Origin of the sequence: Nonomuraea maritima (assembly GCF_900100395.1) — a bacterium.
Lineage (GTDB): Bacteria > Actinomycetota > Actinomycetes > Streptosporangiales > Streptosporangiaceae > Nonomuraea > Nonomuraea maritima.
The window spans coordinates 342,850-363,511 of the sequence record NZ_FNFB01000001.1; the positions used below are offsets into that span (position 1 = coordinate 342,850).

A 20,662-nucleotide genomic window follows, 5' to 3' on the forward strand; every position below is an offset into this window, starting at 1 on the left:
TTGCTGTTTCATACCCACACCAGATTGAGGGTGTCAGTGAACAAGTTAGTCAGCACGCCAAAACGCGGCCGACCGGCCCCCCGGCAGGTAGCGATGGCGACGGTGCTCACGGTGGCAGCATCGCTGCTGGTCGCGGGCGTGACCCGTGCCGCCCAGGCGGAACCGGAACCCACCGAGGTCCCCAGCAGGCCGTCCATCACTGCCTTCCCCCGTCCCGAGGATCCGGACGCGCCGTTACGCGCGGCTATTGAGGAGGCCATCAAACAGAACAAGCCGGTGCCGGTTGAGGCGGCCTTCACCGAGACATCGCGCACGTGGGCATACCCGGACGGGCATTTGTCCACCCAGTCCTACACAGGCCCGGCGCAATTGCGGCAGGCCGACGGCTCCTGGGCATGGATCGACACAACCCTGGTCGAAGAGAACGGCATACTGAAGCCTCGCCTGGCCAAGTCCCACCTACGATTATCAGTCGGCGGCACCGGTCCCTTCGTCACTATGCGGATCGGGCGTACCGACAGCTTCGGCCTGTCCTGGCCCACTACACTTCCCAAGCCGCAGATCAAGGGCAATGTGGCCACCTACGTCGGAGCCGCCGGCCCGTCTGCGGACCTGGTGGTTACCGCGCTGCCCACTGGATTCCGGCACGACGTGGTGCTGCGCGAGCGGCCTACTGGGCCGGTGGAGTTCCGGCTGCCAGTGCATGCCCCAAGCCTCAAGCTCAAAGAGACCAAGTCCGGGATGCTCATGCTGACCGGAGCCAAGGGCAAGAAGGTGGCATCCGCGCCCGCGCCGCGCATGTGGGACGCTGCTGCCGCGCAGGCAGCCCCGACCACCGATGCTAAGAGGCGAGGTCGGCAGGCCAAAGTCGAGGCAGAAGTGCAAGCCGACAACGGCAACACCGTACTGGTGCTCAAGCCTGACCCGAAGTGGCTGGCAGATCCAGCCACTCAGTACCCCGTGACGGTGGACCCGACTACCACCCTCGGCGTCACCAAAGAGGTCGGCATCATGTCCCCGGACGGACAGACGGCAACCGCGGGCAGAGTCGAACGGTACTCCTTCCCGGGGAACGAGACCCTCGTCCGGACCATGATGGCCTTCGACACCGCGCCGATCTCCGGACGTCAGGTGGTTAAGGCCACTATGCAGCTGACGCTGCGAGAAGAGGCCCTGTGCGATGAGTTCCAGGGAGTCGCCGCTCGACGGATCACCTCCTCCTGGGAGGCCGACGACACCTGGTGGGGCAACCAGCCCGACACCACTGATGAAGGGCGGGCACTGGTCGACCCCTGTGCGCTGCCACACTCTGAGGGGTCAGTGTGGAGCTGGGACCTCACCGCGATGAGTCGGCTGTGGGCCACCGGCACGCCCAACCACGGCGTGATGCTGAGCCTCAGCCAAGAACTGCCCATGGAGCTCTACACGACAGAGGGCTACAGCTTCTGGCCACAGTTCTGGGGCCAGAACGTACCCAAGCTCAGCGTAGACTGGGTGCTGCCGCCCGAGATCCCGAGCGTGGCCGCCGAGTCGATCGACTCCATCGACGGTAACGACGCCATTGCCCGCAGTACTAACGTCAAGGTCACTTACAAGTCCAGCGTGCCCGAGGCGACGCCGCTGGACTACACCGTGACCGTTAACGACTCCACCATGGCGCCGCCCGCGCCGCAGTTGCCGACCGGTGAGGCCGCCTACTGGAAGCTTGACGAGACCTCTGGTGCCACCCTCACTGATGCCTCCGGCAACAACCGCGCCGCCACCCTGTCTGGCACCTACAGCCGCGTGCCCGGCCAGCTCGGTCAGGCCGTCAAACTCTCCGGCGGCACCTCCCAGGCCGCGACCAGCGGTCCGGTGCTCAACACCAACCAGAGCTGGACGGTAGCCGGCTGGGTCCGCCTGGACAGCACCGGCCGAGACCAAGCCGTGTGGTCTCAGATGGGCACCTACAATCCCGCCTTCTCTCTGTACTACGCCACCAGCACCGCGCCCGAGTTCGACCAGCACTGGCTGCTGTCGCTGGCCACGGAAGATAATGCGAACAGTTACCGAGACACGCTGATCCAATCCAAGAACCTCGCCAAGGTTGGCCAATGGACGCACCTGGCAACCCAGTACGACGCATCCGCCCACAAGATGAGGCTCTACGTTGATGGTGAGCTATCCGCCGAACGGGATGTCAGCGTCGGCTGGAACGCGCGCGGCCGTTTCCAGCTTGGCGACGGTTTCACCGATGGCCTCGACCCCGATAACGACGGCCTCGACGGCGCCATCGATGACATCCATGTCTATCAGCGGGTGCTGAGTGCGGCCGACATCCGCACCATGGTCGGAGTCCCGACCACCACCACCCACAACAACATCCCGTCTGGCCAGTCGCTGGAGAAGGTTTTCACGCTGGACAATCCGGCGAGCTTCAAGTTCGTGGTCAAGGCCTGCCGCAGCGGAGTCACCCCGCCTGCCTGCAATGAGAGCCCGGCCTACCGCATCACCAGCGACGCCCCCGTCCTGCCGTCCGACACTGAGACCGGTATGGCCGAACCTACTCAGCCGATTCTTTCTGGCATGGTCAACCGTCCCTCCGGCGGAAAGGTGACCGCAAAGTACTACCTCTACGACAGCAACGGCATACCAGTAGGATCCGCACCCATCGGCGCCCGCACCATTTACGGCGGCCAACGTGCTTCCTACCAGCTCCCGCCCAACACCGTGCAAGCTGGCACCACCTACAAATGGCAGATGACTGCCTGTGTCACCGGTCCGCAAGACGGCGGCACGAATCCAGGCCCGGATCCCACACCAACCCCCACGCCGACCCCAACGCCCACCCCGACCCCAACGCCAACCCCGACTCCGCTGCCCACCGGGCTCGTCGCGGCCTACGGGATGAACGAGGGCGCCGGCACTGCCGTTACTGACGTCACCGGCAAGAATAACGGTACTGCCAGCGGCACCACCTGGGTCGACGGCAAATACGGTAAGGGCCTGTCCTTCAACGGTACCTCCAGCTGGGTTACCGTTAACAACTCCGCCTCCCTGCAGCAGACCAACGCGCTCACCCTGTCAGCATGGGTCAACCCCAGCGCTCTGACTGGCTACCGGACCGTCATCGCCAAGGACTACGACTTCTATGATGACATGTCCTACAACCTGTACGCTGCTGCCGAAGGACCACCCCAGAGCAACTTCATCATCAACGATGAATATCTCGAAACCGTCGAAGCAACCAGTAATCTGTCCACGAGCACTTGGACTCACCTCGCCGTCACCTACAATGGCACCACCGCCCGCCTATATCGGAACGGCGTCCAATTCGGCCAGGCGGCTGTAGGCGGTCCGATCAGCATCGATACCGGAAAACTTCACATCGGTGGCAACACCACCTACGGCGATTACTTCAAGGGCATCATTGACGAAGTCCGCATCTACAACCGCGCGCTGACCTCCGCCGAAATCACTACCGACATGAGCACCTCCCTTGGCGGCACCGCAATGCCAGCCGCAGCGCCAGAATCAGCAACCACGGCCACCGCTGCTGCTGATTCTGGCCTCGAAGAGGTATGCACATCCAAGACAGCTGCTGTCTCCTTCACCACTCCTGGGACATCCCCACCGCCCTCCACTGGTGACCTGCGGCATCTGACACTGGGCAAGGACAGTTTCGTCATTAAGACGGCGAAGACTGACCCCACCGCCTGTAGCGGGTCACCTTGTACGGTCACCGATGATTCAGCGATACGGATCGGTGGTAGCGGTGCCGATAAAACCGCCGCTATGATCGGATTCCGACTGGAGGAACTTCCGAATGACGCCGTTCCAGTCGAGGCGTTGCTGGACCTCGGCGCACCTACATGTTCAGAAAGTTTGTGTCCTCAGGACACGCCAATAACGATCACGCGTTTGGATTCTGCAGTCACAAGCGAGACCACGATCGCCGCCGTCATCGAGACCACGAACGATGCCTCAAAGTATTCAGTGAACTTGGCCGAGCCCAGGGCCGACATCGTCGGAGACCAGTACTCATGGTTACTGGTGAAAACCGACAATCTCACTCCGATTACTTTCGGAGAGCCGAACACTGCGGCGCAACCCAGCCTAAGGATTGGCTACACGCCCGCTGGTCCACCCAGTAAGGTACAGGATCTGTCCGGCCAGCCTGGTGATGGCGGTGTTATCGTCACTTGGGCTATCCCTTCTAGCACTGGTTCCCTCGCGCTGCTGGACGGCTACGATGTCGAAGCGGTCTCTTCAGCAGGTGAAGGCGTCCGCTCCGTACAAACGACGGAGCCATCAGCCGCCATTACAGGCTTGACAAATGGCGAGAGTTACACGATCAAGGTTGCCGCGAAGACCGCCTTCGGCCGGGGAGAATGGGAAAGCATCTCACTGACCCCACGAGCACTTCCCGACCCTCCTGCTGCTGCCGGGTGCGGATCTGGCAACAGCACCGGGTCTCTCAAAGTGACGGTGCAGGACTATTATCTACGCCAGAGCGGTGTTGTGGATGGCAGCTACCCCGATGTTTGGACAAGCCCCCTAAGCACCGCAAAGGCACAGACACAGTCGGACGGCTTGGACCCACGCAGTCCGGTAACAGCTAAGGTATCTCTCACCAATCCCGTTCTGATCAGCGAGAGGGAAGGCCTGGAGGGGAGTAACACCGAGCGTACAAATGCGTCCGTCTCTCTCAGTAATACGGTCGCCTACATGTCGCCAGATGGCATTCCAAAACTTCGGGCTACCGTCACTCGAAGTTGGACTGATGTCACAACAGATCAAGATGGCAACCAAAAGTCGAAGCCGACTGATCTGACCGACACGTTCGACTACTCCTTCACGGACTGTGGCCACGTGAGGCTCGTATCCGTGGTGGTAGACGTTGACGTTAGTGACATGGATATGATTCTCGACGGCTCAGAGCAGAGTACCTGTACAGACAACGCCTCGGCAGCACGTATCAAGACCGCAGCCGCAGACGGATACAAATGTCGTGAGTCAGTCAAGAAGGGAGATACGGTCTACGACTACATCGTAGACTGCAGCTCGACTCAGTGTTCCGTCCGCACCTACGGCAAGCAAAGCGTCATGTCTGGGATGACCTTCGAGTCGGGCGGTGTCCTGCGCTGGACTGGTGAGCATAACTATACGCTCGGCGGTCCTACAAGCGTGCGGGTCGATGAGCTTCAGGGCTGGAGTTCAATCAAAATGACCACAGCTTTCAAGAAAGCAAACCCAAACGTAGCGAAGAATCTCAAGTTAAAACTCGCCACCACAGCAAAGTTCTCGCTGACAGTTGGAAGCGTCAGCATAGACACGGGAGTTGGTGGCGTCGGCTTCAGCAAGACGGCCGACTCAGCCACTTACACGGCCGAGGGCGATAAGGATGGCGTGCAGACGCCAGTTGGCGGAGCTATGAGGCCATTCACTGTGGAATGCGAGGGGATATTAGGCCTTTGCTGGTTCGACAGCTTGCGGCATGCCATGAGCGCCACGGTAGAGTTCAAGCCGACGGGCGGGCCAACCTTCACCGATCCCATGACCCTGCAAAGTTGCTGGGTCAGAGCATCTACAGACTATAATCCATTTAACTAGTAGACTAATCCGCCGGTGAGTCCATAGGGACTCACCGGCGGATTACCTATAGCGGGAGGACCTTTACATGACTCCATTGGTACCGCACTCCACACGGCCGGCGCGTATTCTTATGCTGATACAGTCTGCGCTCATGGCCGGTGGCCTCGTGGTTAAAATGCTCATGATCGCCAATGCTAGCGTCGCCGATTGGGAGATTGCTGCGCTCCCACCGATCTCAATATTCACCGTTGCAAGCGTGATTTTTCCGTTCTATCTGGCACTCGCTTTTTCTCGAACTGTACGACAGGGAAGGATTCTAATATTAGTGGTCGAGTGCGTACTCGGCGCGTACTCGCTAATTGCCACATTCAACCATCTGAATGTCGCCATGCTGCTGAATCTTGTACTTGCGGCAGTCATTGTTGTCCTGACGGCCCGTCGCCGTGAAAGCGATATTGGAAGCCCCAATCACTAGGGCTTCCTGGTCCATGCTCTCCTGATTTGACTTGCGACGGAGTCAACCGCGCTAAGCATGTGCAGGCCTTGCCGTCTCGCAAGCCTGTGCGTTTCGGCCCGAGGTTGCGCCTAGGCCGGCCCGAGCGGCACCCCGATCAAGTTCAAGGAACCGATATGGCTGAGAACTCCAGTGGTTGTGAGCAACGCACCAATCAGGGGGCATTGGTATTACATCGTCTCACGTGATGGACGATAGCGGGGTGTTCTGCAGCCCTCTGGCACGATATGGCCTTGATCAGGAAATGCATTCTCTATGCGGTGGGTGCAGGGGGGGTGTCGCCGATGAGCCAAACGCACATCGATCAGCGTCTATATATCGCCGCCAGCGGACAAGCTGGATTCTGTAGAGCTCGAGCTCTCTTGTAGAGGTGCTGTACAGGAGTTCGTGCAGCAACAGCGTCATACAGCGCCTACCTCCGTCGCATGGCGGCGCACGCTCGATCTGCATGGCAGGGTCTCCCCGTGGGACTGCCTACAATTCGCATTGAAGTGGTCAACGCGTGACGAACGCAACCCTTCGCGACCCGCCGACTGCGGTTGGGGCGATCGACGCCGAGGCCCTCCTTCGTCGGGAATCGGCACCGGGTGACCGCGGCTGAGGTGACAGCAGCACTGACAGCAACGTCCCACATGCCGACGCATCTTCGCCACCGTCCACACGCGCCTGAGCACGGTCTCGATCGCCCGAGCAGGGCGATCGGTCCGCCTGAAAAGCGACGGTTGTGCAGGTCGCGTAGCAGGTTATCTCCGCATAAAAGGGACGACGTAGGCAGGCGGTTGGTCGTTCATCAGCTTGGTCAGGTCCTCATCAGTGAGGGCGAGCTCGAAGGCGTTGCCTGCTTGTTGCGGATACCAGCCGTGATTCAGAGCCATGCGTATGGTCGCCGTCACGAGCGCCGGCCGTACGGCCATCGTCCGTTCTCCCCACCAGGCGTCCGGGCGTGAGCAGGGAAGCGACACCAGAAGGACGCGACCCGACGCGTCGGCTAACTCCACCGCGAACGTCATCGGGCCCCAGCTGTTCCCCTGGCAGTACGTGGGCTTACGACGGACGCGCCAGCGGAATACGGTGTCATCGACGGTGATGAGTCGCGAACCCTTCTTCGGGATCGCCATGAGAAACCTCCTGCTCTGTTCCGTCGCTGTTCCGTGGGAGGGTCGAGAACAGTGAGAAACGACGAGAGCCGGTCGCAACAGTAACCCCTGGCCAGGCTTCTGATCGACAGATTTTCGCTGGTGGCTGCGTAGGGCATCAGAGATCATGCAGATCTTCGAAGGCACCAACCAGATCCAACGCCTGGTCATCAGCCGCCACCTCGCCCAGTAGCCCCTGACGTGCGAAAACCCCGCTTCCCTGTGCTGGGAGGCGGGGTTCGCTGTCTTGGGATCGGGCTCAACGATCACTGCCCCGTCCCTGTTCCGTGAGAGACCTCGCGCATCGCCTTGCGGGCGCGGTCGTGGGAGCCGGGCATCAGGTGGGCATAGACACGGAGGGTGAATCCGGGGTCGGCGTGGCCGAGGCACTCCGCGAGTTCTCTGATCGAGACGCCGCCGGCCAGCATGACGCTCGCGTAGTAGTGGCGGAGCTGGTGCAGGCCCTCCTTGCGGGAGGTGGTGTAGCGCTTCCGCTGACGTGGGTGTTTGTCCGGTGCCGGGATCACGTTGGACGAGTTCACACTGCGATCAGGTACTCATCGTGAACTTGTTGCGGAGTCCGGTTATGACAATTACTCAGGCAGTGCCTCAAGGCCGTACTTCGCAAACAGATCGAGCATGGGCCCCTGGAAGCGTTCAGGCCCCCAACCAGGAACCGGAACCCCCGGCTTCGGATCATCCCCTCCATCGAGGAAAAGTCCTTCAGAACCACCAGGGGTGTAGAAGAACAGCATCTTGGCCGTGTGGAGGCCCGTGTTCTTGAAACGATGGCGACTCGTGCGTGGGCAGTGGACGAGGTCTCCCGGCCCAGCCATGAACGTCCTTTCGCCGTCGAGGAACTCAAGCTCACCGGAGAGCAAGTAAAAGGTCTCGTCCTGGTCCGCATGAGTGTGTGCCACCGGACCGCCGCCTGGAGGGACCGACGCTTCGACGACGCCCACCGAGCCGTTGGTCTCCTGAGCGGTGAGTTTGACCGAGTAAACATCGCCCGAGAACCACTTGGTCACTCCGCCGCCGCTCGGCACGTAGATGCCCGTGCGCACGTCAGGCGACATGTCTGATGTTGCCTGGATAATATCGAATGTCATTCACTTACTCCTTGTACGCACCCTGCTCGTGCGAGCCACGGCGATCCGCGCCGGCGCAGCTCACATTGCTCTATCGATATACGGACCAGGAGGCAGGCCAGGGCCCCGGCTCTCCATGCGGAGATTCCCCGGAGCGGTCGGCGTGACAGGCAGCACCCAGTCGGATCTGATGGACCGCCCCGGCGACGCCCTCATGATTTGTTCCCTAATGCCGTATCAATTGCCACTTTTTGCACCATCGTTTCTGTTTCCTGTCGCCGCTTCTGGGCGGGCGGACAGGACGTCCTGGTGCGGGTGGGAGAACTGATCGGCTACGCCAGATGTTCGACGTCCTGATCAGGCCAGGTTGCCGGCCGGGATCCGTGTCGGAGCGAACCACTTGTGAATCCAGTTCGGGTAGGCGATCGGCAACCGGCTGACCTCGTCGAGTTCGGCGAGACCCTGTTCGGTGCGGGTCAGGTCGCCGGCGGCGATGTTTTCCGTGAGCTGTTCAAGTTTGCGAGGGCCGACGATGACGCTGGTGACGGTGCGCTGGGCAGCAACCGCCACGTGGGCGAGGCGGGAGACATCGGTTGCACGACCAGCCGGCCGTCCAGCAGCGCACTTCACCACGACCACGTCACCCGCCGCAACCGAACCCGCGTCACCGACACGTCGCCTGGCCCCCGCCCAGGCGATCGTGAGGATCCGCGTGAGGCCGGCTGACCGGCGGGCTCTCAGCCGGTCTCCCCCAGCGCCTTGAAGGTCGCCTGAGCCTGCTGCCGCATGGCCGCCAGGACCGGCTCGGGAATCGGGGGCAGCGCGAGCGCGACCTCCTCGGGAGTGCCCACCCGGTCGAAGAACCCGACCAGCAGGTGCGCTGCCAGGGTCGGCGACGTCTCGATCACCTTCTTGGAGAAATCCGCCCAGGCCTCCGGGGACACTTGATCACGCAAAGCGGGGAAGAGCAGCGGTTCCTCGTCTTCCAGGTGGTGGAGCACCAGGTCGCGAACGACGGTGGCGGCCTCCCGGAGAACGGCCCGGTCGGCGCCGTCCGCTACCGCCGCCTTGCCCAGGGCGTCAAGGGCGGCATCGAGCTGGTGGTGTTCGACGCTGAGCGCGGCGAGTCCCTCGGCGGCTTGGGGAGCGACGGCGGTGATCATCGGCCACAGGTCGTCGTCTTCGCTCTCGTGATGGTGATGCAGGTGCGCGACCAGGAAGTCGCGCAGCTCGGCCAGCTCGGCGGCGGGCACCGAGGGCCGCCCGGCGGCCTCGACCAGCAAGGCGGTCGCCTGCCGGTGCACGTTGTGCACGAGACGGGTCTCCAGAACGGCTATGGGTTCAGCAGGCATGTTCAGCACGATTGAGGACGCTAGTCAATAGAGACCTCTCTAGTCAATATGGTCATGGCCACACAATAATGGGATGATGCGGACATGAGCAGGTATTACTCTCCCCGTCGCACGGACGCGGCCGCAGACACCCGGACGGCGATCATGCAGAGTGCGCGGGAGTTGTTCCTCTCCCGCGGCTACCCGGACGTGACGGTCGCCCAGATCGCGGCGGCGGCCCGAGTGGCGGTACAGACGGTCTACAGCAGCACGGGAGGCAAGACGGCGATCCTGGCCGCGCTCCTGGCCTCCGCCGTGAACGACCCCGTCGTTACCGAATGCCTCGAAGCGGTGGCGACGTGCACCGATCCGGGGGCGATCATCGACGTCATCGCCGAGGGCACTCGCCGTGCCCATGAGCGGCACTGGGACGTTCTGTACGGCCTGCTCCACGACGGTCTCGGAGACCACGGCGCCACGGAGGTCTACAACGAGGGAATCACCGCGTACCTCAAGGCCCTGACCACGGTGGCTGATCGTCTGGTCAGCCTGGACGCGCTTCGCTCGGAGCTGGATCACGCGCTGGCCGTCGACCTCCTCTGGTTCTTCCTGGGCCAGCGCGCCTGGTTCCTGCTCGTCGGGGAGCGAGGCTGGAGCTTCGACCGCGCTCAGGAGTGGATGGCCGACTCGGCCCGCCAGGCGCTGCTGCGGTCACCTGGGCACTGACAACGAACTCCCCGCGTTCAGCCATACGGAGAGCGGGCGTATCCAAAGTCGAGACGCTTGGACCTGGTCTGTGCCGTCCTCGTGTTTAGGCTGCTCGCGATCTCCCTCCCGTCCGGCACCCACCCCCTCACCGACCGCAGGTCTTCAGGCTGACCGGCCCGGAGGCGGCCAGGATGGCCCCGACGCGGAGTGCCTCTGCAGAAAGGCGCGTCTCCGCATGAGATGCCTGCGTCACGACGGCCTCTCCGCTCCCCCGCTTGCCGGCAGATCGACTCGGGCGACAGTAGCGGACGAAGGTCGTGATCCCGCATGGGCGATGACAGCAGCGCTGACAGCAACGTCCCCGCACACGGGCTCACTTCGGCTACCGTCCACCATCTTCTGATCAGGTCTCCGCTACCTGGGCAGGGTGATCGGTCCGCCTGAAAAGCGACGGTCGCGGAGCAACTTATCTCCGCATGAAAGGGACGGCGTAGGCAGGCGGTTGGTCGTTCATCAGTTTGGCCAGATCCTCATCAGTGAGGGCAAGCTCGAAGGCGTTGCCTGCTTGTCGCGGATCCCAGCCGTGATTCAGAGCCATGCGTATGGTCGCCGTCACGAGCGCCGGCCGTACGGCCATCGTCCGTTCTCCCCACCAGGCGTCCGGGCGTGAGCAGGGAAGCGACACCAAAAGGACGCGACCCGACGCGTCGGCCGACTCCACCGCGAACGTCATCGGGCCCCAGCTGTTCCCCTGGCAATACGTGGGCTTACGGCGGACGCGCCAGCGGAACACGGTGCCATCGACGGTGATGAGCTCTGGCCAACCAGCCTCTGACATGCGAAAACCCCGCCTTCCGACGCGAGGAAGCGGGGTTCGCCGTGTTGGGCTTGCGGCCCTGAATGATCACTGTTCCGTGAGAGAGCTCGCGCGGACGGAACAGCCGCTTCGTGCCCGCGCCGCCGGAGACCAGCAGCCTGATGTACGCCATGCACTGGCACCCCCGGCTCGACGACGACCCCGCTCACCGCCGGCTGCGCCGAACGATCCGGTCTGTGGCCGCTGCTCTTTGACCGAGGCCGAAGACCTGGGCGCTTGCCAGGCCCGTGATGCATCCACGGGTCCATGTCGGCAAGACACCGATGCCCATGGCACCGAGCCTTCACGAACGTGGACGCCGGCCATGCGGACTCACGACACCATGGCCAACGGCTGCCCGAAAGACCGATGATCGGCAGCACGCGCCGTGGCGCTTCCGTCCGGATCAGCGGCCGCGTTTGGGCGTTCGTGCGGGGCGGTCTCCGAGTGCGAGCAGAATCTCCCGGAGCGAGTCGGCCGCCTCGTTGACGACCGTGCGATCGACTGGCTGCAGCACAGCCAACTGGGCGCCGGCGGCAGCCTCGACGACTTCTCGGGCGATGTCCATCCCGTGGCGGGTCAGGCGTACCCAGGAGGTCCGGGCGTCCGCTGGGTCGGGCTCGCGCTCGACAAGGCCGGCGACCGCCAGCTTCTTGAGCATCTTGCTTGTGCCGCCAGAGGTCAGTAGCAGATGCGAGGTCAGGTCGGTTGGCCGTAGCCGGTAGGGCGCGCCCACCGACAGGAGCGTCCCGAGGATCTCGTACTCGGTCTTGCTCAGCCCGTACGGCGTGATCTCTCTGAGCAGCGCTTCCTCAAGGAGGACCTGTAGCCGAGCCACCCGCTTGATCAGCTCGAATTCCCGCTTCGCCAGTCCGGGCAGCTTGCTGCGCCATGCGGCCACAACTCCATCGATCAGATCCTCAGCCACCGTCTACTTCGTCCTCTCTCGGGCGCAGACCGGGAACGGTTGGCGAGTGTACCGGTGTTGTCACTAGAAAGCTACCGTGATAGCTTCCAAGAAACCTATCTAGAAAGAAGAATGTCATGACCGCGACGGACACCGCCACAGACGCGATGCGGGTGCTTCAGGTCGTCACAGGAGAGAGGCAAGCCCGAGACCGTGGCTGGTGGGAGCAACTGCCGGCCTTCTACCACCCTGAGGCGAAGATTCAGACGAGCTGGTTCAACGGCTCGATTCCCGAATACATCGAACGTTCCAAGACCATGGCAGCCAAGGACCCGTCCAACCATCGCCTCGGTCAGCCCGTGGTGCGCGTCAACGGCGACCGCGCGGTGGCCGAGGCGCCGATGACGATCGAGTTCCGCGGACTGCTGCGCGGCGTCGAGGTGGATGTGACCGTCTACATCCGCTTCCTTCACCGCATCGAGCGCCGCGACGGCCACTGGCGGCTGCTCGCGTCCAACGCCGTCTTCGAGCGAGACACGCTGACCCCCACGTTCCCCGGCGCGGAACTCACGATCGACCACGCGGATGTCGCGGACTTCCGTCCCTCTTACCGGATGCTGTCGCTCTGGCTGACAGAGCGTGGGCATCCGGTGGGGTCCGACCGCTACGGCATGGATCGGCCTGACGAGGTCAACGACCTCTACCGGCAGGTCTATGGATGGGCAGGGCTGTCCGTCGAGTAGCCCCCGGCCAACGCGGGCAGTATGTCGCGCCGACGCATCGCTGCTGCCCGCGACCGTGCCGAAGGCTGTGCGACGCCGCCGCCTCTGGCGCGCAATGAGCGGCCACCGCCTGGCATGCGTACAGGCGCCGGTGGCATCCACCGAGTCACACTTCAAGCAGAAAGGGCACCATCGATGAGCGACGAGACCTGGACGCGCTTCACGCATGGCGGGTTCACCTGCACCGTCGTATCCGACGGGCCGCTCCGCCTCGGCCCTGCCAAGAACAGTTTCCCCGGGTCGACCCCGAACGAGGTCGACGCGATCCTCCTCAGGAATGGGCTACCCACGGACCACGTCACCTTGGACCAGAACCTGCTGATCGTCGATGCGGAAGGCACGCTCGTTCTCTTCGACACCGGCGTGGGAGCCATGCCCGACCTCGGCAGACGCGTCTATGGTCCGCAGGCCGGGCAGGCACTGGCCAACATGGAGGCCGCGGGCATCAGCCCGAACGCCATCGACGTAGTGGCTCTCACCCACGCCCATCCGGATCACTGTTGGGGTCTCCTTGCTCCCGACGGCACCCCCGCCTTTCCGAACGCCCGTGTTGTCGTGGGCGCCGCCGACCATGCCCACTTCACTGACCCTGACAAGGCCGCCCAGGTGACGGACCCGCACATCCGCAACCAGTACACCGGAGCCAGGACGAATTTGTCGCCCTACGGTGACCGGCTCGTCCTCGCGGAGGACGGGTACTCCGTTGCCACCGGCATCACCGCGATCGCCACGCCAGGACACAGTCCCGGGCATCTGGTCTACGAGATCACCAGCGAAGGGCAGACCCTCGTCGTCTGGGGTGACCTGTGTCACCACGTCGTTCTGCTGGAACACCCGGAGTGGGCCTTCGTCTTCGACGGCGACAAGGAAGCGGCAGTTGCTCAGCGACAGAGTGTGTACCGCGGCATCGTTGATGGCGGCCGCACAGTGCTGTCGTACCACTTCCCGTTTCCGGGTCTCGGAACGCTCACGACCCGAGGCGGCGGATACTCGTGGCGACCTGTCGCCGGCCGTACGGCCATCGTCCGTTCTCCCCACCAGGCGTCCGGGCGTGAGCAGGGAAGCGACACCAGCAGATCTTCGAAGACACCGACCGGATCCACCGCCTCGTCATCGGCAGGCATCTGGCCGACCAGCCTCTGACATGCGAAAACCCCGCCTTCCGATGCGAGGAAGCGGGGTTCGCCGTGTTGGGCTTGCGGAGGCCGGGCGGCTGACGGGCGCGGATTCAGTGGGGCTCGCGAAGTGCCAGGTGGCAGGCGAGCGCGCCCACGGTCAGGGCAGGTACTCCGGCCAGGATGGGCGCGGTCAGTCCCCAGCCGGCCGCGACGAACCCACCGGCCAGCGCCCCCAGCGGCGCGGCGCCCATCACGATCGTCATCGACGCGCTGCTGACCCGACCCAGCAATTCGGGCGGGGTGAGCCGCTGGCGGAGGGTACGACCGGCAACCGCCCACACCCCGAACGCGGCGCTCGTGATCGCCAGGCCGACCGCCGCGACGGGGACCGAAGTCGTGAGCCCCAGCATCAGCTGGCCCGCCGCGGCACATCCGAGACACCCCGTCAACGCCGTCCCAGACCCGACCAGGCGGGTGACGCGCGCTGCGAAATACCCGCCGGCCAGCCCGCCGACGGCGCCCACGCCCAGCAACCCGCCGTACGCCCACGCGGGCAATGCGAGCACCTGGAGGACGTAGAGCGTGAAAATTGAGAACCAGGCGCTGTCCAGCAGCGCGAACAGGCCGCCCAGCAGAACCAGCGCCCGCAACCGCCGGTGCGCCATCAGCCACCGTAGGCCCGCCCGCGTGTCGGCCCAGATCTGCCCCTTTCCGCCGGCCGGCGCGGACTTGAGCGCCAACACGCTCGGCAGGCTGAAGATCAGGGCCGCGGCCAGCGCCATGATGCTGCCGTTGACCGCGAACGGCAGCATCATCGCGACGCCGAACAGGTACCCGCCGAGCGGCGGTCCGACCAGCTCGTTGCCCGCGACCTCGGCGTTGACCAGTCCGCCGTTGGCCCGGTCGAGGTCGGCGTCACTGACCAGGGGAGGTAGCAGGGTGGCCGTCGCTGTGTCGCGCAGGGTCTCACCGACCCCGCACGCGAAGGCCACCGCGTACACCAGGGCTATGCCCGCAACGTTGAGAGCCAGCGCGGCCACCAGGACGAGCAGCAGCAGGACGCGGGTCACGTCGACGAGAACGGTCAGCCTCCGGCGGTCGAACCGGTCGACGACGGCGCCCGCGAAAAACCCGAACAGCAACCACGGGGCCTGCCCGGCCACGGACACTCCGGCCACCGCGACCGGCTCGGCGCTCAGGCCGGTCGCCAGCAGGGGCAGCGCGGCCATCCGGATCCCGTCGCCGAGATTGGACAGCGCTGTCGCCAGCCATAGCCGGTTGTAGGCCGGTCCTAAGGACGTCGCCGTCACAGATCCCTCCCACACCCGCCGGGGTGCTGGGCCGGCGCCGCCGTCAAGGCCCCTCTCCGGGACTCCAGCGGCTCGGCAGAGCCTCCCGCGAGCTTACGCGGCCTTCTAACCCTCTGTTGCGGTATCACGGGGTTAGAATCATCGGCTCTAACCCCTTGTGTCAACTCCTATAGTTAGATTCATGCCGTTCATGTTCGTGGCGGGGTCACTCCCGCTCGACTTCACCAACACGGTGAGCTGGCACACCGGTCCGGAGCCCTACGATCACTTGCGCACGGCCCGGGACCTCGCTGACTGGGGTGGCCAGGCGTCCATCCCGGCGCCTGCCGGCACTTCCGACACCCTGGCCGCGGCCCGGGAGCTGCGTGAGGCCCTCTACCGGACGCTTCTGGCCGCCGTGGCGGAGAGTCCGCCGGAGCCGGGCGACCTGGAGATCGTCAATGGACACGTACGCGTCGCGATGGGTCATGCCCGGCTGACCCGCGACCTTACGTGGGGGTGGGACGACCGGGGCTCGCCGGACATTGTGTTGTGGACCGTCGCCCGGCAGGGCGCCGACCTGCTCGCCTCACCCGAGCTGCGGACGGTGTCCATTTGCCAGGCGGACCGGTGCGGCTGGCTCTTCCTCGACCGCCGCCACGTGCGCCGCTGGTGCACGAAGGAGGGGTGCGGGAACCGGGCCAAGGCGGCCCGGCACTACCAGCGGATCAAAGCCCGCCGCGAGCAGCCCCGGCCGTAGGGAGTCTGCTCCCGCAGCAGATACCTCGGCCGGCTGCACACCGCCTGCGGCGACATCCCACCCGCAGAGTACGAAGCGATCCACTACCGTCACCAACAAGCCGCAGCGAACGCGGCAGAAACCACGAAACCCGGCGCAGTTCACTCGGGGCCTGCCTTCCGCCCGGCTCAGCGCCCCGACAGGCCGTGATCGATGCAGTTCCCAAGCTGGCAGTCCGCTCTACCCACGTCGTCATGACACCGATGGACTTCCGGTGAACATCGAGAAGGTGGCGTAGCGCGGACCATGGTCAGTGACCAACAGCTGTCCGTACCTGCCGTACCAGGGTCGCCGCGTCGGCCACAGTCTGCTCGATCTGCTGCATTGACTCGCCAACGTGGCCAAGTAGCCTCTGCGCCCGTGCGGCGAAGTCCTGCGGGGCGAGGGGCAGCCGACCGGCCGAGGCCACCATGCCCTTCTCGTTGATCAGCCACTGGCCCGCGTGACCGTGCAGTGCCTGGCAGGCGACGCCGACAGCGCGGAACAGGCAGCCGGCCGCATAAGCGGGGTCGGTGCCGACCGCCCCGTACCGCGCCAGCCCCACGGAGAAGTCCGCCTCCCACAGCCCGTCCACGAGTGCGGTGCTCAGCGCCGTAGGGTACATCTGGGTGCTTTCCCGCAGGGCGGTGAGCTCCCCGCCGGGATCGGCCAGCACCCGGCACAGCGCCACCTCACCGGCATAGGCGTGGGAGTAGAACCCCAGCGGATGTCCGGCCTGGACTCCGACCTCGTAGCGACCTTCCTGGCAGTCGGTCCAGACCCGGCGGACCCGGTCCAGATCGCGGTAGATCCAGTCGACTCGCCAGTCGTCGATGGTCAGCCAGCCGCCGCCGTTGACCCATGGCCCCCAGCCACCGGGCGCGGTGACGCTGGCCTGTTCGCCGGCCTCCTGTACGGCGAGCGCCCGCAGCGCCATCACGTCCAGATCACCTCGAACGTACAGCCCCAGATCGATGTCTGAATCGGGGCGGTGCGTGCCGCGGGCCCGGCTACCGCCGAGGACCACCGCGACTACCCCCGGGATCTCTGCCAGTCGCTGTGCAAGCGCCTTCAACGCCACATCGTCCACAAGGACGCATCTGATCACACGCTCGACATCTCCCGTGCCAATCCCCCGAAAGCCGTGCCCAAGCACGGCGGCGCCGATCAGGAGGACGATGTCGTCATCACCGACGTCGGCCCCGAGCTCATGACGCCCTGGCCCGGCTGAGGGGCGGGCGGCGGACCCAGGTGGCCCAGCGCCAGAGCCACTCGATGGGGCCCTGACGGTAACGGCGCAGCCAAAGGGTGCATAACAGCCACTGGGCCGTGAGGATGGCTCCCACGGTCCAGTACGCCGCCGTCAAGGACTGGCCGATCGGCAGGCCGAGGACGTGACTGGCCACCACAACGAGGAGTGTGGCGGCCAGATAATTGGTCAGCGCCATCCGGCCCAGTGGCGCGAAGAGGAACTGCAGCACCGGTCGCACAGGCGTTCTGAGCAGCACCAGCAGGCCGCACACGTACACGCCGACGAGCAGCAGATCGGCAAGGCTGGAGATGGGGTCCGCCACGGTCTGCATGCCGGCCTGTACCCACAGGACGGAGGCCAGTCCCGCCGCGAAGACCAGGCCCAGCAGGAGCGGCCCTCGGGTGGACCGCTCGATCTGCTCGATCACCCCGTAACGGACCAGTGCCGAACCCAGCAGGAACAGCCCGGCGATCAGCAGGGGCCCACCTCCGCCGAAAATCAGCGCCGCCGGGATGAGTGCGGCGGCGAGGCCAGCCATGGCCCACCGCGGCAGCCAGGTCGAGGGCAGCAGCACCAGCATGCCGACGACGGCGTAGTGGGTCAGGATCTCGCCCGGCCACAGCAGCTTGTGCACGAGGCCGATTGCGAGCAGCGCCCCAAGCCGGCGCAGCAGGACCAGGCGTGGACGGGAGACGCGGCTCTCGGCGGAGTCCAGCAGCAGCGCGAACCCGATGCCGAACAGCAGGGAGAAGACCGGCAGTCCGAGCCAAGGGTCCCAGTCGCCCATGGGCTGCACCACGACGGCGGAGCTGCCGGTGGCCATGAGCTGGATGTTGGCGAGCAGAATCTCGCACAGCGCGAACCCGCGCAGCACGTCGAGCGCGATGATCCGGGGCCGACCCGAGGAGAGCACAGTGGTCTGAGGCCGGCCGGACGAGAGCGCGGCGGTTCGAGGCGGATCAGGGGAGACGGCGGGCCCGTCGTGCGGGAGACGGTGGCCGGGACGGCTGGCAGGCCCCTTGGGAGGCGGTTGCTGAGGGAGATCTTCGTGTGGCACGAGGCCTCATCCTGCAGGGGCCGCCCAGGGGATGGCACCGGTCGCAAGCAGGGTCCGCAGCGCCCGAGATCATACTTTCGGCCGGTTACTCGGCGAGGGCGGGTGCCTGGCCCCAAGCGATCACCGAGGCTCCATTCTGGTGCCCCGATACGGTCCCCCACATACTGTGCCGCCGAGCAGGCGCCTGTGAACACGCTGGACGATCATTTTCTCACTCGCCATGTCCCGCGTAGACGCCACGCCGGCGGTTCATTTGCGTCATTGTGCTCCTACCGCGTCGGCGTGAAGGACGAGGCGATCAGCCAGATGCCGCCGACCGCGACCACAGCGGCCACGGCAAGTCCCTTCGCCCGGCCGGCGACCACCTGTTTCGTCATGCTTCGCGCCAAGACACGTACCTGACGGCTCCACGTGGCCGATGCGACGAGGACGGCCGCTACAAGCAGCGACCACCGTACGCAGTCGGCGAGAGACATGTCGAAGTCGCCGCTGTGCCGGCTGATGTACATCGCGACGTCGAGAAGCGGGAAGAGGAGAAGCACCGCCGCAGCCGCGGTGCCGGCCACGTGTTCCCATCGCATCGAAACGGTGGCTGTCGCTGCCGCGGCCAATACGACGAGAACGACAGGAAAGCCAATTGCGTTGGCCTCACCGGACCACCAGGCGAGGCCGTCCCAGAAAGACTCCGGGATCCTCATATAGGCGACCGTAAGCCCCCGCTCCTCGTATGCGGGCCGGCGATCGAACATCGCCACCCACCCTGCCGCACCGGCGGCGCCCGCCCACAAGGTGGTCGCGTACGGTCTCCTGGGCAGGGGCATCCGGGCCACCGAGAGCAGCGCCCCTGCGGCCATCGGATAACAGACGAGCAAGGGCCAAGGCAGCACGACAGCGCGCTCCTCCCCCGTGCACGGGTCCAGGCCCGGCAGAAACAACGCGGTGACGAGCCCGAACGTAAGCACGGCGCCGACTGCGACGATGGCGGCGAGCGCGGCCCGGCGTGACCCTCGCAGGAGGAGGCCGGCCACGATGACCGGCAGCAGGAGAACGCCCCAGAACAGCAGTTCCCCCGGCACGGTCTCCAGCGCGTACGGACCGTCCATCGGATGGGAAGCCGAGCCCATCACGGAACAGAACCAGCCGATGCTCTGCCTGCCGGCCCCGAAGGTCGTCAGGATCACCGGTCCGGACGAGGTTAGAACCGCACCGAAGCGCAGCGCCGTTGGCACCGGGAATGGCGCTTCCGTGCGGGGCTCCTGCATACAGCACCATCCCCCAGAAATGATCAAGATGACTGAGGGTAGCGGGTGACCGTCTACTGAGCAGGGCCGCTTGAGCGCCCGAGGACGTCCTTTGTGATCGTGATGATGGCGTGCCCGAGCGCTTCGGAGACCACGTGTGGAGGCGTGTCCTGCGGAGCATCAGCGATGCGCCGGTTGCCGTGGCTCGTGGGGTTCTGGGCGGGGCGTTGACGCGTATGGCCAGTACTGCCGTGGGACGCGCCCAGTGACTCCTGTGATGCCCCGCCTCTCTGCGTCGGGACACCGTTGGCGAAGTAGGCCGAACGGAAACGGCCCGGTGATCACCTCTGTGATCACAGGGCCGATCAAGGGTTCAGGCGGCGTTCAAAGTGCTCGCCAGGCCTTGGATCGTCGAGAGAACACCCGGCCCGGACTCGTCAGTTCCCGGGAAAGATCTCGGTCTCGGGGCGCTGCATGTACTCCATCGCTGCGGTGAACTCCGGGTCTCCGACGCGCCGCTCCATCTCCTCGGGCGTCACGTCCTCGATGTGGGTCTGGATCCACCACACGTTGCCAAAGGGGTCGCGCACCCGCCCGACCAGGTCGCCGAAGGCCAGGTGGGTAACCTCCGAGATGGAGACGCCACCCGCCTCAACCGCCTGGCGGTGCACTGCACGGGCGTCCTCGACGTACAGCCGGAGGAACGCGGGCGTCGCCGGCCAACTCGGGTCACCGTCGAACAGCATCACGATCGCATCGCCGATACGGACCTCCGCGTGCCCGATAACCCCGCGCGGGTCGATCACGCGGCCCAGTTCCTCGGCACCGAACGCCTTGCGGATGTAGTCGATGACTCCGGCCGTGTCGCGGGAAATGATCCACGGCGTGACGGTGGTGTAGCCCTCGGGAATGGCCTTGACAGACATATCGAATGCCTCCTTGCGTGCCGGAATGTGCCGCCGACGCTAGGTCCCTTTTAGGTCGTCTTCTTTCCTCGATGGCACGGAGCGTTCTGGCAGCCCCTAGGCGAT

General features: G+C 65.0%; 17 protein-coding genes. 6 read left to right on the plus strand and 11 right to left on the minus strand.

The annotated features are described in order from the left end of the window. Window positions 1-36 precede the first annotated feature (36 nt). Complete coding sequence (locus BLR04_RS01700; RefSeq protein ID WP_143021923.1) at window positions 37-5,592, plus strand: LamG-like jellyroll fold domain-containing protein; 5,556 nt, start codon at window positions 37-39, stop codon at window positions 5,590-5,592. Between the two features lie 133 nt (window positions 5,593-5,725). Then, window positions 5,726-6,049: a hypothetical protein gene (locus BLR04_RS39480; RefSeq protein ID WP_143021924.1), complete on the plus strand. Its 324-nt coding sequence runs from the start codon at window positions 5,726-5,728 to the stop codon at window positions 6,047-6,049. Between the two features lie 782 nt (window positions 6,050-6,831). Here BLR04_RS39480 and BLR04_RS01705 read toward each other — a convergent pair. The 5 genes from BLR04_RS01705 to BLR04_RS01725 form a co-directional block, all read right to left on the minus strand. Further along, complete coding sequence (locus tag BLR04_RS01705; protein ID WP_218128683.1) at window positions 6,832-7,206, minus strand: hypothetical protein; 375 nt, start codon at window positions 7,204-7,206, stop codon at window positions 6,832-6,834. A gap of 284 nt (window positions 7,207-7,490) precedes the next feature. Beyond that, complete coding sequence (locus BLR04_RS01710) at window positions 7,491-7,766, minus strand: tyrosine-type recombinase/integrase (RefSeq protein ID WP_090758797.1); 276 nt, start codon at window positions 7,764-7,766, stop codon at window positions 7,491-7,493. A gap of 51 nt (window positions 7,767-7,817) precedes the next feature. Next, window positions 7,818-8,333 carry a cupin domain-containing protein gene (locus BLR04_RS01715; protein WP_090758799.1) on the minus strand — a complete coding sequence of 172 codons (516 nt, stop codon included), beginning with the start codon at window positions 8,331-8,333 and terminating at the stop codon, window positions 7,818-7,820. 336 nt (window positions 8,334-8,669) lie between these two features. Next, on the minus strand, window positions 8,670-8,951 hold the full coding sequence (locus BLR04_RS01720; RefSeq protein WP_143021925.1) for a hypothetical protein: 282 nt from the start codon (window positions 8,949-8,951) through the stop codon (window positions 8,670-8,672). Window positions 8,952-9,049: 98 nt separating this feature from the next. Next, window positions 9,050-9,664: a hemerythrin domain-containing protein gene (locus BLR04_RS01725; RefSeq protein ID WP_090759499.1), complete on the minus strand. Its 615-nt coding sequence runs from the start codon at window positions 9,662-9,664 to the stop codon at window positions 9,050-9,052. Between the two features lie 84 nt (window positions 9,665-9,748). On the opposite strand from BLR04_RS01725, the gene BLR04_RS01730 reads away from it, so the two are divergent. Further along, the gene (locus tag BLR04_RS01730) at window positions 9,749-10,369 is read left to right on the plus strand and encodes a TetR family transcriptional regulator (protein WP_090758806.1); all 621 of its coding nucleotides are present in this window, start codon (window positions 9,749-9,751) and stop codon (window positions 10,367-10,369) included. Window positions 10,370-11,613: 1,244 nt separating this feature from the next. Here BLR04_RS01730 and BLR04_RS01740 read toward each other — a convergent pair. Then, a complete protein-coding gene (locus BLR04_RS01740) occupies window positions 11,614-12,135 on the minus strand; it encodes a MarR family winged helix-turn-helix transcriptional regulator (protein WP_090758809.1) in 522 nt (173 codons plus the stop codon). Window positions 12,136-12,251: 116 nt separating this feature from the next. On the opposite strand from BLR04_RS01740, the gene BLR04_RS01745 reads away from it, so the two are divergent. Next, a complete protein-coding gene (locus tag BLR04_RS01745; protein ID WP_090758811.1) occupies window positions 12,252-12,857 on the plus strand; it encodes a nuclear transport factor 2 family protein in 606 nt (201 codons plus the stop codon). Between the two features lie 174 nt (window positions 12,858-13,031). Beyond that, window positions 13,032-14,039 carry an MBL fold metallo-hydrolase gene (locus BLR04_RS01750; RefSeq protein WP_090758812.1) on the plus strand — a complete coding sequence of 336 codons (1,008 nt, stop codon included), beginning with the start codon at window positions 13,032-13,034 and terminating at the stop codon, window positions 14,037-14,039. A gap of 85 nt (window positions 14,040-14,124) precedes the next feature. Here the strand turns inward: BLR04_RS01750 and BLR04_RS01755 are convergent, their stop codons facing one another. Beyond that, on the minus strand, window positions 14,125-15,324 hold the full coding sequence (locus tag BLR04_RS01755) for an MFS transporter (protein ID WP_090758816.1): 1,200 nt from the start codon (window positions 15,322-15,324) through the stop codon (window positions 14,125-14,127). A gap of 181 nt (window positions 15,325-15,505) precedes the next feature. On the opposite strand from BLR04_RS01755, the gene BLR04_RS01760 reads away from it, so the two are divergent. Next, window positions 15,506-16,063: a CGNR zinc finger domain-containing protein gene (locus BLR04_RS01760; protein WP_090758817.1), complete on the plus strand. Its 558-nt coding sequence runs from the start codon at window positions 15,506-15,508 to the stop codon at window positions 16,061-16,063. Between the two features lie 289 nt (window positions 16,064-16,352). Here BLR04_RS01760 and BLR04_RS01765 read toward each other — a convergent pair whose 3' ends face one another. The 4 genes from BLR04_RS01765 to BLR04_RS01780 all read right to left on the minus strand — a co-directional run bounded on the left by BLR04_RS01765 (window position 16,353) and on the right by BLR04_RS01780 (window position 20,557). After that, on the minus strand, window positions 16,353-17,171 hold the full coding sequence (locus BLR04_RS01765) for a nucleotidyltransferase domain-containing protein (protein WP_090759501.1): 819 nt from the start codon (window positions 17,169-17,171) through the stop codon (window positions 16,353-16,355). A 118-nt stretch (window positions 17,172-17,289) separates the two neighbouring features. After that, window positions 17,290-18,246, minus strand: coding sequence for a DUF418 domain-containing protein (locus tag BLR04_RS01770; protein ID WP_245739961.1), 957 nt, complete (start codon window positions 18,244-18,246; stop codon window positions 17,290-17,292). A gap of 413 nt (window positions 18,247-18,659) precedes the next feature. Next, the gene (locus tag BLR04_RS01775) at window positions 18,660-19,652 is read right to left on the minus strand and encodes a hypothetical protein (RefSeq protein WP_090758818.1); all 993 of its coding nucleotides are present in this window, start codon (window positions 19,650-19,652) and stop codon (window positions 18,660-18,662) included. 416 nt (window positions 19,653-20,068) lie between these two features. Beyond that, on the minus strand, window positions 20,069-20,557 hold the full coding sequence (locus tag BLR04_RS01780) for a VOC family protein (protein ID WP_090758819.1): 489 nt from the start codon (window positions 20,555-20,557) through the stop codon (window positions 20,069-20,071). Window positions 20,558-20,662 lie beyond the last annotated feature (105 nt).

What these genes read in the sequence shown, in the direction of transcription:
- BLR04_RS39480 (WP_143021924.1), top strand. Translation starts at nt 5,726, where the DNA reads ATGGCCGGTGGCCTCGTGGTTAAAATGCTCATGATCGCCAATGCTAGC.
- BLR04_RS01725 (WP_090759499.1), bottom strand. Translation starts at nt 9,664, where the DNA reads ATGCCTGCTGAACCCATAGCCGTTCTGGAGACCCGTCTCGTGCACAAC.
- BLR04_RS01780 (WP_090758819.1), bottom strand. Translation starts at nt 20,557, where the DNA reads ATGTCTGTCAAGGCCATTCCCGAGGGCTACACCACCGTCACGCCGTGG.
- BLR04_RS01705 (WP_218128683.1), bottom strand. Translation starts at nt 7,206, where the DNA reads ATGGCGATCCCGAAGAAGGGTTCGCGACTCATCACCGTCGATGACACC.
- BLR04_RS01715 (WP_090758799.1), bottom strand. Translation starts at nt 8,333, where the DNA reads ATGACATTCGATATTATCCAGGCAACATCAGACATGTCGCCTGACGTG.
- BLR04_RS01775 (WP_090758818.1), bottom strand. Translation starts at nt 19,652, where the DNA reads ATGCAGGAGCCCCGCACGGAAGCGCCATTCCCGGTGCCAACGGCGCTG.
- BLR04_RS01760 (WP_090758817.1), top strand. Translation starts at nt 15,506, where the DNA reads ATGCCGTTCATGTTCGTGGCGGGGTCACTCCCGCTCGACTTCACCAAC.
- BLR04_RS01750 (WP_090758812.1), top strand. Translation starts at nt 13,032, where the DNA reads ATGAGCGACGAGACCTGGACGCGCTTCACGCATGGCGGGTTCACCTGC.
- BLR04_RS01730 (WP_090758806.1), top strand. Translation starts at nt 9,749, where the DNA reads ATGAGCAGGTATTACTCTCCCCGTCGCACGGACGCGGCCGCAGACACC.
- BLR04_RS01745 (WP_090758811.1), top strand. Translation starts at nt 12,252, where the DNA reads ATGACCGCGACGGACACCGCCACAGACGCGATGCGGGTGCTTCAGGTC.